We start from the raw sequence: 14,775 nt of genomic DNA on the forward strand, positions 1-14,775 counted from the left end.
GATACAGATTATGGGGAGCATTAAATTAGACTGCTTGGGAGTGGATAATTTCATAGGGGGACATGAACTGGGCTTGATGCAGCCTGTTGTAGACGCTGTTCATGAAATCATACATAAAAAAACCGGTCCGGGATCAGACTTTTTGGGATGGCTGGATATTCCAAACGGATACAATGCGGATGAAATTGAAAGGATACGAAAAGTAGCTTCGAATATAAGGAAAAACAGCGAAATATTCGTGGTAGTGGGCATAGGGGGGTCGTATCTTGGGGCAAAGGCGGCAATAGATATGATGAGCCATTCTTTTGCCAGTGTATTAGACCGGGAAAGAAGAGGCAGGCCACTAGTGCTTTTTGCAGGTCAAAACATAAGCACTTCATATATGAACGATCTTGTAGAGGTTCTTGAAGGCAGGGACTTTTCAGTCAATGTAATATCGAAATCGGGAACTACCACAGAACCGGCAATAGCATTCAGGATACTAAAGGGAATGCTTGAAAAAAAATATGGAATGGAAGGTGCCAGGAAGAGGATAGTTGTTACTACTGACGAGAAAAAAGGCGCTCTGCGAAAACTTTCAAATGAAAATGGCTACGAGACATTTACAATACCGGATGACGTTGGCGGAAGGTATTCGGTACTCACGCCCGTGGGTCTTCTGCCGATGAGCGTAGCCGGCATAGACATAGAAAAGGTGCTCCAAGGAGCATGCGACGCTCTGGAAGACTTGAAAGAAAAAGACGTAATGAAAAACGATGCATACAAATATGCGGCTCTTAGGAATATACTATACAAAAAGGGCATGTCAATAGAAATGCTTGTAAGCTATGAGCCTGCGCTTCACTATTTCGCGGAATGGTGGAAACAGCTTTTTGGCGAAAGCGAAGGAAAGGATTCTAAAGGGCTTTATCCCGCATCAGCAGAATTTTCAACGGATTTGCATTCGCTGGGACAGTATATACAAGACGGCAGGAGAATACTTTTTGAAACTGTCATAAGGGTGGAAAAGCCAAAATGCAAAATGGAAATACCTGCTTCAAGCGACGATACAGACGGACTCGGATACATAGAAGGCAAGGATATGGATTTTGTGAACCAAAAGGCACTAGAGGGTACAATGCTTGCCCATATCGAAGGGGGAGTGCCTAACATACAAATTAAAATACCTTCAGTTGACGAGAATACACTTGGATACATGGTCTATTTTTTTGAAAAGGCATGTGCTGCAAGCGCATACATGCTGGGAGTGAATCCATTTGACCAGCCAGGGGTTGAATCATACAAAAAAAGCATGTTCAAGCTTCTTGGAAAGCCGGGATATTAAGTTCGGCTTGCAAGTTATTTAAAATGCTTAAAACTGTAATATCTGTTACAAATGAAACGTATCTGGGTATTTATTAAATGGATATGACATTATTATTTATGGATATAAATATATATGCAAAATACAGGGGGGATACTCTATGCAAGTGAAAAAAATACTAGTCCCGGTAGACGGATCAGAAGCGAACAAGAAGGCAATAGAGATGGCAGGACAAATAGCAAGGAGCCAAAATTCAGGCATACTGCTTCTACATATAATAGAGCTCAACATGCCAAGTGCGCTCCAAGTCGAGTACTCATATGTTCAGTATTCATACACTGACGACGAACTAAAGAGCCTCAAGGACATATCCCAGAAGATACTTGAAAATGCAAAGAACATGCTGCCGGGAATTGAAGTTTCCACGATGAGTGTTGTGGGTTATCCGGTGGATGAAATACTAAGGGTTTCAGAAGAAGAGGATATAGACATGATAGTCATGGCTACAAGGGGGATGACGGGAATAAAAAAATACCTCATGGGCTCCGTAACAAACAATGTTGTTCATCATTCGAAAAAGCCTGTGCTTGTAATTCCATAGCGTGGCATATTGATATAAGGAAGGCGGCTGAAAGCCGCCTTTTGCGTGCAAAAAACAAGTAACCATATTGGAATACTGGCTACTTGTGAATTGACAAAAAAACATATATAAAATATCATCAGAGTATAGAATGAATTTAGGAGTTGGAAAATTGAAAAAAGTCGATTTTATAGTAGCATTTGTAGTTATGATTATAGCTTTTGCCGGAATGGGGGCAATGCGAACGGGCGGCGAAAGCAGCAGTCAAAAGCATGCAGAGATATGGACAGAAGGTCAGCTGTACAGGAGGGTTGATATAAAGGAAGGGTATAGTGAAAAAATAAAAATCGAAAATGAACATGGTTACAATGTGGTTTATGTGCATGACAGAGGCGTAGAGGTTACAGAGGCCGACTGTAAAGACGGCATATGTGTTGACATGGGGTTTATAGAAAATGACGGACAGATAATAGCATGCCTTCCTCACAAGTTGTATGTGAAAATAGTAAGCGATATAGAAAATAATGAAGTAGATGCCATTTCGCAGTAGGAGATGATATTATGAAAAAATCAATGGATGTGAGAAAGCTTGTATTTTTAGCCCTCATGGTGGCACAATCCCTCGTGCTCTATGTTATTGAAAGCCTTATGCCGCTTCCTTTTGTTGCACCAGGGGCGAAGCTTGGACTTTCAAACATAGTAAGCCTCACAGCTCTTTTGACATTTGGACTCAGGGATGCATTTGTAATAATGTTTCTAAGAGTCATGATCTCTTCGCTTTTTTGGGGAGGCATGTCTATATTTTTATACAGCATTGCAGGGGGGGTGCTGAGCATAATTGCAATGTGGATTGTAATTAAAATATTTGGTAATAAAATAGGCACTACGGGTATAAGTATAACGGGAGCTGTGGCGCATAATATAGGCCAGCTTTCTATAGCGGCAATGGTTATTGAAAACATAAAGATATTTTATTATCTGCCAGTACTTATGGGAATAGCTGTTCCCACTGGGATTTTTGTAGGAGTGTGTACAGGCTTTATGAAAAAGTATGTTAAAAAATTAATATGACATTTAAAATGTTATATATTGACAATAATGCAGATGGTTTGATATCATAGTATGTGAATGATGTATGTATATGTAGTTTTAATTCTTGTGAAATGGTGATGGATATGGAAAATGAAGATTTAAGAGAAGTAAAAGAAGAGATAGAACAGCTTAGGGAAGATATAAACAGGTACATACAATATCCTGATATTTTTAAGGATGAGATACAAAAGGCGAGTAAAAAAATCGACAGCCTTATAAATGACTATATAAGGTTTAGTAGCGCTCCAAAATAATAATGTGAATATAGAGGTGCCGCAAAAATAAACTCTGTTTAATTTTGCGGTATTTTTGTTTTAAAATGCAAAAAAAGTCGAAATAAACCGGTTAATTAAAATAATATATGAATATTTAAGCAATTCATTTGATTCAACTTAAAAATAGTATATAATTATATAAATCAAATGAAGACAGGAGGAAATGACATTGAAATTATTTTCAGGAGTGAAGGCTAAAATTTCCGTGATAATGATTGCAGCTATCATAATACCGGTTATTGCACTTGGATTTTTATCTTATGGCAAAGCGAGCAGCATAATAGAGAAAAAGCTGGAGTACAGCTCAAATGCTGTATTGAACCATATAAACAGTTCAATACAGGGCTTTTTAAATGGATTTGAAAACAGCATTGAAGCGGTTTCACAGGACAGGTCGATTAAAGAGCTTGCCAGCAATAAGCAGCTTGAAGACCTTGCTGTACAGGAGTATGCAAGCGACATTTTGTTGAATATAGCGCAGGTGGATGAGAGCATACTGTCATCTTATCTGGGGACTGCGGACAAGAGGATGTACATATATCCTGAAAGTAATCTGCCGGAAGGATATGACCCTACGTCAAGACCTTGGTACAGCCTTGCGCTTGAAAACAGCGGAAAGGCTGTATTGACGAATCCTTACGAGGATGCAAATGCGGGAGGTATGGTTATTACGGTATGCAAGGCTGTCGAAGACGGGGGCGTACTCGGCGTTGTTGCGTATGACATAAGCCTTGTAGATTTTTCAAAGACTTTCAAGGACATAAAGGTTGGGAACACCGGTTATATGTTTATAACTGACGAAAACGGAATAATAGTATCACATCCGGACGAAAGCTTGGTAGGCAAGAATATTTCGGAATCAGAAAAATCGCTTTGGGATGCTGTAAAAGAAGGAGAAAGCGGTTTTAGCGAATATAAAAGCGGTTCAGAAAACAACGCTGTTGCATATCTTACAAACAAATCCTCTCGATTCAAGATTGGCATAGTGTTTTCAGAAGATGAAATAGCAGTCGACGTGAATCCAATAAGGACATTCACGCTTATGCTCGTGGCCATAGCTGTAGTGCTTGCAATAATAATATCGATTATGATATCGGGGTGGATAACCAGGAATCTCAAGAAGCTGGACGACGCCTTTGAAAAGGCTTCACAGGGAGACCTGGCTGCAAATGTTGACATAAGGACTAATGATGAATTTGGAAAGATAGGTTCGAATTTCAACAAAATGATTCAAAATCTCGTATATCTCATAAAAAACATAAAGGACTCTTCAGAGACGGTTACGGTGACATCGCAGTCGCTAAGCAACATGGCATTTCAGACTAACAAGACTACAGAAGAAGTCGCAAAGGCGATAGCTGAAATCGCCGAAGTTACAAATGAACAGGCTAGGGAGACTGAAGTGGGTGTCAGCAGGGCAGACGACATGGGAAGAAGCGTCCAGTCTGTTTCATCGTCAATAGAAGACATGGTTGAAATGTTTAAAAAGTCTAACGAACTCAATGAAAAAGGAATAGGCACAGTGAAAAAGCTTGCACAGGCAACTCAGGAAACCATAAATGCGGAGACAAGTGTCAACTCCATAATAAACGAGGTGGAAAAAAGCTCCCAGGAGATAGGAATAATAATACAGACAATAAACCAGATTGCAGAACAGACAAACCTGCTTGCCCTGAATGCGTCAATAGAGGCTGCGAGGGCGGGAGAGGCAGGAAGAGGATTTTCGGTAGTTGCGGACGAGATAAGAAAGCTTGCTGAAGAGACTGCCCAGTCCACAGGGCAGATAAAGAGCATAGTTGACGATATACAGGGAAAATCAAAGGATGCAGTCGATGGGATGAAGGAGGCTACGCAGAAAGTCCAGCAGCAGGTGGCATCTGTGGAAGAGACGGAAGATATATTCAATGAGATATCAACTACAATCCACGGGCTGCTGTCAAACGTCGAACAGATAGAAAATCTCAACTCGGACATGGTTGTTAGAAAAAATGAAATTATAGACGCCATGCAAAACATATCTGCCACTGCTGAAGAAAACTCGGCAGGTACGGAAGAGGTTTCTGCGTCCACAGAGCAAATACTCGCGACAATGGAGGAGTTCAGCAGTCTTTCTGGAAACCTAAAGGCGCTGGCGCATAGCCTCCAGGGGGAAGTTGACAAGTTTAAATATTAAATGGCAAAGCGGTTTTGAGGATAATATCTTTAAAACCGCTTTTTTGCGGTATAATATTGACAGCTACACTCTAAACTTCGAATAAAAAACAAGAGTCGGATTTGCAAACACACCTTAGGCGCCAAATGATTAATTCAGACAATAAACTGAAAGGGGAATAGACTTATGGAAAGAGAAAAGATAGAGCAAATATACAAATGGGACATTGAAAGCTTTTACAGCAGTGAAGAAAAATTCGAAGCAGAATTTAAAGGCCTTGACGAAATGATAAAAAAAGTAGAAGGTTTCAAGGGGTGTCTTTCAAATGGGGCAGACGAGCTTTTTGAGTGCCTGTCCACATATGAGCAGATAATGAGGATTTCCGAAAACCTCTATGTATATGCGCACATGAAAAAAGATGAAGACAACAGAAACAGCAAATACCAGGCTCTTTCGGGAAAGGCAGAAATGCTTTCCACAAGGATTTCAACTGCCACGTCTTTTGTGATTCCAGAGATAATTTCAATGAATGAAAAGCTTCTTTCGGGATTCATGGAAGACGAAAGGCTTACATACTACAAAAGGTATATTGATGAAATAATAAGGAAGAAGCCTTATGTGCTTTCTCAAAACGAAGAGAGGATACTTGCGCTTTCGGGCGACATGTCTTCAGCTGCTGAAAATGCATTTGAGATGCTCTCTTTCGCGGATATGAAATTCCCGCATATAAAAGAAGAAGGCAAGGAGATAAGAATCACTCATGCAAATTTCATGACATTCATGAAAAGCAGTAGCAGGGAGACGAGAAAAGATGCGTTTGAAAAGCTCTACTCTACATACGAAGGATATAAAAATACAATAGGAGCCACTCTTGCGGGAGCTGTAAAAAGGGAGATATTCTATTCAAGGGCGAGAGGCCATGAGTCGGCAATAAAGGGGTCGCTGTTTGAGGACAACATAAGCATAGATGTGTATGAAAACCTTATAGAGGCTGTCTCCGAAAAGCTCCAGCCGATGTACAAATATGTGCAGCTCAAAAAGGATTTTTTGGGAGTTGAAAAGCTCCACATGTATGACATATATGCACCCCTTGTAGACGACGTGGACATGAAAATTCCATATGAAAAGGCTAAAGAGATAATACTCGAGGCCCTAAAGCCGCTTGGAGAGGAATACACAGGCATAATAAAAAAGGCATTTGACGAAAGATGGATAGACGTTTATGAAAACGACGGTAAAAAAGGCGGGGCGTACTCATGGGGCAGCTATGACTCAAAGCCATATATACTTATGAATTACAAGGAAGACCTGAATTCCATGTTCACGCTTGTGCATGAGCTGGGACACTCTGTACACAGCTATTATTCAAGAAGCTCGCAGCCCTATATAGATGCTCATTACAAAATATTTGTGGCTGAAGTTGCATCCACGCTAAATGAGCTGTTGCTTATGGAGTACATGCTAAAAAATGCAAAGGGCAAAAAGGAAAAGCTCTATATACTGAACTACCATCTGGAGCAGTTCAGAACTACAGTATACAGACAGACAATGTTTGCCGAATTTGAAAAGACAATACATGAAAAGTCAGAAGCAGGACAGGCTCTTACAGGGGAAGATTTTTCCAAGATATATTATGATCTGAACAAGAAATACTACGGGGAGGACATTGAGATAGACAGCCAGATAGCCATAGAATGGGCGAGGGTTCCCCATTTTTACTCCAATTTCTACGTATACAAATACGCCACTGGATTTTCAGCGGCTGCGGCTTTAAGCTTTTTGATAATGAATGACGGAGAAAGCGCACAGAGAAGGTATATAGAATTTTTAAAGAGCGGCGGGTCGAAATACCCTCTTGACCAGCTGAGAGATGCGGGAGTTGACATGGAAGACAAATATTCGGTTCTCAAAGCGCTCGAGCTGTTTGAAAAGGCTGTTGAGAAACTCTCGCTGGAAGATGATTTTACAAAAAGATAACCTGCATTTAACATTTTCATAACAAAGCCTTACTCCTAAAATGGTATCTTTTAATTGCAGGTCATAAGAAGCATAGGGCCGCAGAGTCATCATAAAAGTAAAGCAGGGAGGACAATGGATGCCTACAAAAATAGAGGTTAAAAATCTGGATTTTTTCTACGGAGATTTCAAGGCGTTGAAAGACATAAATATAAAGGTGCAGGAAAACAAGGTCACGTCGCTTATAGGGCCTTCAGGCTGTGGGAAGTCTACATTTCTAAGGACTCTCAACAGGATGAATGACCTTATAGAGGGAACGAAGGTTACAGGAGAAATACTCCTTGACGGAGAAAATATATATTCAAAAGACATGCTTGTGGAGGAACTTAGGAAAAATGTCGGAATGGTTTTTCAAAAGCCAAACCCGTTTCCAAAGACAATATATGAAAATATAGTTTTCGGGCCTAAAAGACATGGAATAAAGGATAAAAACAGGCTTGACGAAATAGTTGAAAAGAGCTTAAAGGGTGCGGCCCTTTGGAATGAGGTAAGGGACAAACTGAACAAGTCGGCATGGGAACTCTCAGGAGGACAGCAGCAGAGGCTTTGCATAGCAAGGGCAATAGCAATGGAGCCCCAGGTAATACTCATGGACGAGCCGACATCGGCACTTGACCCGATAGCTACATCAAGGGTAGAAGAGCTTATAGAGGGCCTTAAAAAGGACTATACAATAGTCATAGTTACGCACTCGATGCAGCAGGCGGCAAGAATATCTGACAATACGGCATACTTCCTAATGGGGGAGCTCATCGAATTTGGAAACACAAATGAGATATTCACAAATCCAATAGACAAGAGAACTGAAGACTATATAACTGGAAGATTTGGATAAACGGGAGGCACTGAAAATGCTTAGAGCAGGCTTTGAAAAAGAACTTAATAATTTGAAAACAGATGCACTTGATATGTTCGAAAGAGTCGAGGAAGCAGTTAAAACTGCCGTGCAGGCGCTTGGAGAAATGGATGCAGCTCTTGCGAGAAAGGTAATAAAGCAGGATGACATAATAGACCTTAAAATGTATGAGATAGAGGAAAAGGCAATAGAGCTTATTGCGCTTCAGCAGCCGATGGCAAAGGATCTCCGTATGATATTTTCGATAACAAAGATAATATCAAACCTTGAAAGAATTGGAGACTTTGCCGTAAACATAGCAAAAGAAGTCATAAAGATGGGCGGCGACGAGTGCATAAGCAAGTGGTCAGGAATATTCAAGATGACTGACATATTCCTGGGAATGATGGACAAGACAAAGTCGAGTTTGCTGCTTGAGGATCCGACGCTTGCACTTGAGGTCGGAAGAGAAGACGAGTTTGTCGACAATCTGTACAGGGAAATATACAGCGACATGCTGATAACGATACACAAAAACAGCGACTATATAAATCAGGGCACGAAGATTCTATTTGTGGGAAGGTATGTCGAGAGAATGGCTGACCACCTTACAAACATATGCGAGATGATAATATATATCGCAAAGGGCGAGAGAATAGAAATAGACTAAAGGCATATGAGGTATAAAATGTCCGGACGTCTTGCGCTTTGCAAAGCTCCAGAAAGCCGGCCGATTTATGCCTCATATGCCTTTCGCCAAAGTTAAGGCCATATAAAATTGAAAAGAATATATAAAACCGGCAGGCCATGATATGCTCTGCCGGTTTCAATTTGTGCAATTCATGCACAGGTGTTGACAAATGCCCAGAATATTATATAATAAACTAAAAATCATATTGACTGCGATGATGAAGAGGAGTATATCATTTTCTTTTTTTAGAGAGGGAGATTCAAGGGCTGAAAGGTCTCCTACTTAGAAGTGGTGGAAGGTAGCTTTGGAGCTTTTGGCCTGAAAGTGGAGTAGGGTCAAACGGTTGTGCCGTTATAACATTTGAGAGCCGTGGGCAAGTATGTTTTGCCTGTGGAATTAAGGTGGTATCGCGAATTTGTGACCCTCGTCCTTATTTTTTGGACGGGGGTTTTTTGGTGCAATAATAACAATGTGAATAACATACACAGGAGGAGATAGGATGAGCATAGAAAATCTGCCTAAGACATATGATCCGAAGGATTTTGAAGAAAGACTATACAAGAAATGGGAAGGCGAAGGCTACTTCAAGGGAGTCGTAGACCACGACAAGGACCCTTACAGCATAATGCTTCCACCGCCAAACATAACAGGACAGCTTCACATGGGCCATGCGCTTGACCATACGCTTCAGGACATACTTATAAGATGGAGAAGAATGCAGGGCAAGGCTACGCTTTGGCAACCGGGAACAGACCATGCCAGCATAGCTACAGAGGTAAAGGTTGTAGAGAGAATACTTAAAGACGAAGGAAAGACAAAATACGACCTTGGAAGAGATGAGTTCCTAAAGAGAGCATGGGACTGGAGAGACGAGTTCGGAAGAAGAATAGTAAACCAGATGAAAAAACTTGGAGACTCATGCGACTGGGAAAAAGAAAGATTCACAATGGACGAGGGCTGCAACAAGGCTGTAACAGAATTTTTCGTAAAGCTTTATGAAGACGGCCACATATACAGAGGAAACAGAATAATAAACTGGTGTCCAGACTGTAAGACTTCTCTTTCGGATGCGGAGGTTGAGCACGAAGAGTCTGACGGATTCTTCTGGCATTTCAAATACCCTGTAAAGGACAGCGAAGAGTATATAGTAATAGCTACTACAAGACCTGAGACGATACTTGGAGATACAGCCGTAGCTGTAAACCCTGAAGATGAAAGATATGCTCATCTTGTAGGAAAGACTCTTGTGCTTCCAGGCGTGGGAAGGGAAATACCTATAATAGCAGACAGCTATGTTGAAATGGATTTTGGAACAGGTGCTGTTAAAATAACTCCTGCGCACGACCCTAACGACTTCGAGGTTGGAGCGAGACACGACCTTGAAAAGATAGTAGTAATGAACGAAGACGGCACAATGAACAAGAATGCTGGAAAATACGATGGAATGGACAGATACGAGTGCAGAAAGGCAATAGTAAAGGACCTTGAAGATGCTGGATTCCTTGTGAAGACAGAGCCTCACGGCCACAACGTTGGACACTGCTACAGATGTAACACCGTAGTTGAGCCTATGGTATCGGACCAGTGGTTTGTAAAGATGGAAGGCCTTGCAAAGCCTGCCATAGATGCGGTTAAAGACAAGAAGATAAAGCTTGTTCCTGAAAGATTCGACAAGACTTATTTCCACTGGCTTGAAAACATAAGAGACTGGTGCATATCTAGACAGCTTTGGTGGGGTCACAGAATACCTGCATATTACTGCGACGAATGTGGTGAGATAATGGTTTCAAGGACTAAACCTGAGTGTTGCAGCAAGTGTAGCTGCAAGAATTTAAGACAGGACGAGGACGTTCTTGACACATGGTTCAGTTCGGCGCTTTGGCCGTTTTCAACTCTTGGATGGCCTGAGCAGACAGAAGAACTTAAATTCTTCTATCCTACAAGTGTACTTGTTACAGGCTACGACATAATATTCTTCTGGGTTATAAGAATGGCGTTTGCAGCGCTTTACTGTACGGGAGAGGTTCCGTTTGAATACGTGCTTATACACGGTCTTGTAAGGGACTCTCAGGGAAGAAAAATGAGTAAGTCGCTTGGAAATGGAATAGACCCTCTTGAGATAATAGAGCAGTACGGAGCGGACGCACTAAGATTTACGCTTGCAACAGGAAACACTCCTGGAAATGACATGAGATTCTACATGGAGAGAGTTGAATCTTCGAGAAATTTTGCAAACAAGCTTTGGAATGCTTCAAGATTCGTGTTCATGAACCTTGAAGACGACGTGGTAAACGGACTTGACAGGGAAAATGTTAAAGATGACCTTCAGCTTGCGGACAAGTGGATACTTTCAAGACTTAACGGATTCGTAAAAGACATTGCAGACAACATGGAAAAATTCGAGCTTGGAATAGCAGTTCAAAAGATATACGAATTCACTTGGTCTGAATACTGCGACTGGTATATAGAAATGGTTAAGCCAAGACTTTATTCTGACGACATGAAGACAAAGAAGGCTGCGCTTTGGACACTTACGTATGTGCTTGAAAACATACTCAAGCTACTTCATCCTTTCATGCCTTTCATAACTGAGGAGATATACAGCTACCTTCCAACAGCTTCGGGCGATGTAATAGTTTCAAGCTGGCCAGAGTACAGCGAGGAAAACAACTTCAAATCTGAAGAAGAAAACATGAACCTTGTTATGGAAGCTGTAAGAAACATAAGAAACATAAGAGCTGAAATGAACGTTCCGCCATCTAAGAAGGCAAGCATAATACTTGTTTGCTCTGAAGACAAGATGGACAGCATGGACAAGGGTAAGGAGTACTTCATGAGCATGGCTTCTGCTTCAAGTGTGAAGGTTACAGGCGACAAGAGCGAGGTCCCTGAAGATGCAATGTCTTCGGTTGTAGAGGGAGTTGAAATATTTCTGCCTCTTGACGAGCTTGTGGACTTTGAGAAAGAGATAGAAAGACTTCGAAAAGAGAAGGCAAAGCTTGAGGGCGAGCTTAAGAGAGTATCTGGAAAGCTTTCAAACCAAGGATTCATAGCAAAGGCACCAGAAACGCTCATAGAAGAAGAAAAGGCAAAGCAGTCAAAATACCAGGAAATGATGGACATGGTGCTTGAAAGACTAGAAACACTTGAAAAAAAGATGAAAAAATAGGAAAATAATATTAAATACATGATAAGCCGAAAACATACAGTTTTCGGCTTTGTCGACATAGAGGTGAAATTGATGAACTACAGGGAGGCGCTTGAATATATCCACTCTACATCCAAGTTCGGCAGTGTTCTTGGTCTTGAGCGGATAAAAAAACTCATGGAAATACTGGGCGATCCGCAGGAAAAGCTCAATATAATACATGTGGGAGGAACAAACGGCAAGGGATCAACCTCATCTTTCATAAGCCACATACTAACACAGTCTGGTTACAAGACGGGGCTTTTTACATCGCCATATCTTGAAAGCTTTTGTGAAAGGATAAAAATAGACTCTAAAGACATAGGCAAGGACGAGCTGGCAAAATCGGCAAGCGCAGTTAAAAAGGCCATAGACACCCTTTTGGATATGGGGTATGATCACCCGACAGAATTTGAGATAGTAACGGCTATAGCCTTTTACTACTACTACGAAAAAGAGGTTGACTTTTTAGTGCTTGAAGTTGGGCTTGGAGGAAGATATGATGCGACAAATATAATCAAAAAGCCACTTGTAAGCGTAATAACACCTATAGACATGGACCATATGGACATGCTTGGGGACACAATCGAGAAGATAGCATACGAAAAGGCGGGCATAATAAAGCCTAAAATGCCGGTGATAGTGTATCCTCAAAGCAAAGAGGCCATGGAAGTAATAAAGAGGGTGGCTGCTGAAAAAGATTCAAAGCTTATAATAGCCGACATAGAAAGCAATATCAAAATGAGCGACCTTTCAGCCCAGGTGTTTAACTGCACAGTAGATGGGCACAGCTTCGAAGACATGAAAATAAGGCTAATAGGAAGGCATCAGGTAAACAATGCCATAGTGGCGCTTAATGTTGTGTGGGAGCTCAGCAAGACATTTGGTTATTTCATAGGGAAGGACTGCATGTATAAGGGGCTTGAAAGGACAGTTTGGCCTGGAAGGCTGGAACTTTTGAAAACGGAGCCAAATATAATAATAGACGGGGCACATAATTTGCATGGGGCAAAAGCCCTTTCAAGCTTCATTAAGGACAATTTCAAAAGGGAAAAAACAATACTGGTTCTAGGCATGCTAAGGGACAAGGAAGTTGATAAGGTAATAAGACAGCTCGTGCCACTGGCTGAAACCATAATATGCACATCTCCCGAAAATCCAAGGGCAATGGATTCGTCAGAGCTTTCACGCATTATAAGAAAAGAGTTTAAAAATGTTCACATAATCGCAAGCAATAACAGCATAAGAAAATCAATACACGAGGCGGTCGACATTGCAAAAGATGACAGTACCATAATAATTGCGGGTTCTTTGTATATGATAGGCAGCGTGAGAAGCATAATACTAAATGAAAAATAGATTGAATGCAAACCAAAATGAGATTGGCGCAACTGCGCCAATCTCATTTTGGTTTGTAAATTAAACACAATAAAGTTAACGTGGACTTAACACGCTTAACACAATGTTAACTGCTGGAAGGGTTTACTTTTCAACGTTTAATGCTATAATCTTACTTGTAAGACAAATCGGATACAAAGGACACGGCAGAACATAAAAACTGAATTGTCCACGTATTAAAAACAAAACATGAGAGGGGAACCTAAAAATGAAATTCAAAAAGAAACTTGGATTTTTGTCAATGATTTTACTTTCTTCAATGCTTGCATTCGCAGGATGCGGTGGAGGAGACGAGGCACCAGAAGGAGAGACAGCTAAACTTTCAGGAGAAATCAAAATCGACGGTTCATCTACGGTATTTCCTATAACAGAAGCAGTTGCGGAAGAGTTTAGTGCAGAGCACCCTGATGTGAGAATACCTGTTGGAGTTTCTGGAACTGGTGGAGGATTTAAAAAGTTTACAATAAACGAGACAGACATAAACGACGCTTCAAGACCTATAAAGGACTCAGAGGCTGCAAAGGCTAATGAAAATGAAGTAGAATATGTTGAGATTACAGTTGCATACGACGGACTGTCAGTTGTTGTAAACCAAGAAAATGACTGGGTTGACAGCCTTAGCGTTGAAGAGCTTAAAAAGATATGGGCTCCAGACAGCACGGTAAAGACTTGGAAAGACGTAAGAGCTGAGTGGCCAAATGAAGAAATAAAGCTTTATGCGCCAGGAACAGACTCTGGAACATTCGACTACTTCACTGAAGAAATAAACGGCGAAAGCGGAGCTATGAGACCAGACTTTACTCCAAGTGAAGACGACAACGTGCTTGTACAGGGAATAAGCGGAGACAAGAATGCCATAGGATTCTTCGGATACGCTTACTATGCTGAAAACAAGGACAAGGTCAAAATTGTAAAGATAGATGGTGGAAGCGGTCCTGTTGAGCCAACATTTGACACTATAAAGTCAGGAGAATATTCACCTCTTTCAAGACCACTTTTCATATATGTGAACAAGGCTTCGCTTGAGAGAGAAGAAGTTAAGACATTTATACAGTTCTACCTTGAAAGTGCAAAAGACCTTGTTGCAGAGGTTGGATACGTAGCTCTTCCGGATGAAGAATATCAAAAGGGTCTTGACCTTCTAAAATAACGCCAAAATTAAAAACATATACAAAAATTGCAAATATAAAACTAAAAAGCGCCTTCTACATGAAGGCGCTTTTAAAATGTGATTATTTGAATGTGG

12 protein-coding genes and 1 other annotated feature are annotated in these 14,775 nt (G+C 41.0%); all 12 genes read left to right on the forward strand.

The features are described 5' to 3' along the window. The first annotated feature begins 10 nt into the window (after nt 1–10). Nucleotides 11–1,324, forward strand: coding sequence for a glucose-6-phosphate isomerase (locus BUQ87_RS05055; RefSeq protein ID WP_052636376.1), 1,314 nt, complete (start codon nt 11–13; stop codon nt 1,322–1,324). Nucleotides 1,325–1,463: 139 nt separating this feature from the next. Next, the gene (locus BUQ87_RS05060) at nt 1,464–1,904 is read left to right on the forward strand and encodes a universal stress protein (protein WP_038267700.1); all 441 of its coding nucleotides are present in this window, start codon (nt 1,464–1,466) and stop codon (nt 1,902–1,904) included. Nucleotides 1,905–2,055: 151 nt separating this feature from the next. Next, a complete protein-coding gene (locus tag BUQ87_RS05065) occupies nt 2,056–2,433 on the forward strand; it encodes a NusG domain II-containing protein (RefSeq protein ID WP_038267702.1) in 378 nt (125 codons plus the stop codon). A gap of 11 nt (nt 2,434–2,444) precedes the next feature. After that, on the forward strand, nt 2,445–2,954 hold the full coding sequence (locus tag BUQ87_RS05070; protein ID WP_038267704.1) for a Gx transporter family protein: 510 nt from the start codon (nt 2,445–2,447) through the stop codon (nt 2,952–2,954). A gap of 104 nt (nt 2,955–3,058) precedes the next feature. Next, nucleotides 3,059–3,229, forward strand: a complete 171-nt coding sequence (locus BUQ87_RS05075; protein ID WP_074210045.1) for an aspartyl-phosphate phosphatase Spo0E family protein — start codon at nt 3,059–3,061, stop codon at nt 3,227–3,229. 190 nt (nt 3,230–3,419) lie between these two features. Then, a complete protein-coding gene (locus BUQ87_RS05080; protein ID WP_038267706.1) occupies nt 3,420–5,423 on the forward strand; it encodes a methyl-accepting chemotaxis protein in 2,004 nt (667 codons plus the stop codon). A gap of 165 nt (nt 5,424–5,588) precedes the next feature. Next, on the forward strand, nt 5,589–7,379 hold the full coding sequence (gene pepF, locus BUQ87_RS05085) for an oligoendopeptidase F (protein ID WP_038267709.1): 1,791 nt from the start codon (nt 5,589–5,591) through the stop codon (nt 7,377–7,379). A gap of 118 nt (nt 7,380–7,497) precedes the next feature. Further along, entirely contained in the window at nt 7,498–8,253 is a 756-nt protein-coding gene (gene pstB, locus BUQ87_RS05090; RefSeq protein ID WP_038263324.1) for a phosphate ABC transporter ATP-binding protein PstB, read from the forward strand. 16 nt (nt 8,254–8,269) lie between these two features. After that, nucleotides 8,270–8,923 carry a phosphate signaling complex protein PhoU gene (gene phoU / locus BUQ87_RS05095; protein ID WP_038263327.1) on the forward strand — a complete coding sequence of 218 codons (654 nt, stop codon included), beginning with the start codon at nt 8,270–8,272 and terminating at the stop codon, nt 8,921–8,923. A 226-nt stretch (nt 8,924–9,149) separates the two neighbouring features. Continuing rightward, nucleotides 9,150–9,379 (forward strand) — a binding site (T-box leader). A 64-nt stretch (nt 9,380–9,443) separates the two neighbouring features. Continuing rightward, nucleotides 9,444–12,113, forward strand: coding sequence for a valine--tRNA ligase (locus BUQ87_RS05100; RefSeq protein WP_143182401.1), 2,670 nt, complete (start codon nt 9,444–9,446; stop codon nt 12,111–12,113). An 18-nt stretch (nt 12,114–12,131) separates the two neighbouring features. Beyond that, nucleotides 12,132–13,490 (forward strand): bifunctional folylpolyglutamate synthase/dihydrofolate synthase, encoded by a 1,359-nt coding sequence (locus BUQ87_RS05105; protein ID WP_242943778.1) that lies wholly within the window; start codon nt 12,132–12,134, stop codon nt 13,488–13,490. 247 nt (nt 13,491–13,737) lie between these two features. After that, nucleotides 13,738–14,679 carry a PstS family phosphate ABC transporter substrate-binding protein gene (locus tag BUQ87_RS05110; protein ID WP_038263334.1) on the forward strand — a complete coding sequence of 314 codons (942 nt, stop codon included), beginning with the start codon at nt 13,738–13,740 and terminating at the stop codon, nt 14,677–14,679. Nucleotides 14,680–14,775: the final 96 nt, after the last annotated feature.

The organism is Peptoclostridium litorale DSM 5388, from assembly GCF_900141635.1.
In the GTDB taxonomy this organism is placed as follows: Bacteria; Bacillota; Clostridia; order Peptostreptococcales; family Peptostreptococcaceae; genus Peptoclostridium; species Peptoclostridium litorale.

Coding starts and splice junctions, on each gene's coding strand:
- BUQ87_RS05110 (WP_038263334.1), top strand. CDS start 13,738: ATGAAATTCAAAAAGAAACTTGGATTTTTGTCAATGATTTTACTTTCT.
- phoU (WP_038263327.1), top strand. CDS start 8,270: ATGCTTAGAGCAGGCTTTGAAAAAGAACTTAATAATTTGAAAACAGAT.
- BUQ87_RS05075 (WP_074210045.1), top strand. CDS start 3,059: ATGGAAAATGAAGATTTAAGAGAAGTAAAAGAAGAGATAGAACAGCTT.
- BUQ87_RS05105 (WP_242943778.1), top strand. CDS start 12,132: ATGATAAGCCGAAAACATACAGTTTTCGGCTTTGTCGACATAGAGGTG.
- pstB (WP_038263324.1), top strand. CDS start 7,498: ATGCCTACAAAAATAGAGGTTAAAAATCTGGATTTTTTCTACGGAGAT.
- BUQ87_RS05060 (WP_038267700.1), top strand. CDS start 1,464: ATGCAAGTGAAAAAAATACTAGTCCCGGTAGACGGATCAGAAGCGAAC.
- BUQ87_RS05070 (WP_038267704.1), top strand. CDS start 2,445: ATGAAAAAATCAATGGATGTGAGAAAGCTTGTATTTTTAGCCCTCATG.
- pepF (WP_038267709.1), top strand. CDS start 5,589: ATGGAAAGAGAAAAGATAGAGCAAATATACAAATGGGACATTGAAAGC.
- BUQ87_RS05100 (WP_143182401.1), top strand. CDS start 9,444: ATGAGCATAGAAAATCTGCCTAAGACATATGATCCGAAGGATTTTGAA.
- BUQ87_RS05055 (WP_052636376.1), top strand. CDS start 11: ATGGGGAGCATTAAATTAGACTGCTTGGGAGTGGATAATTTCATAGGG.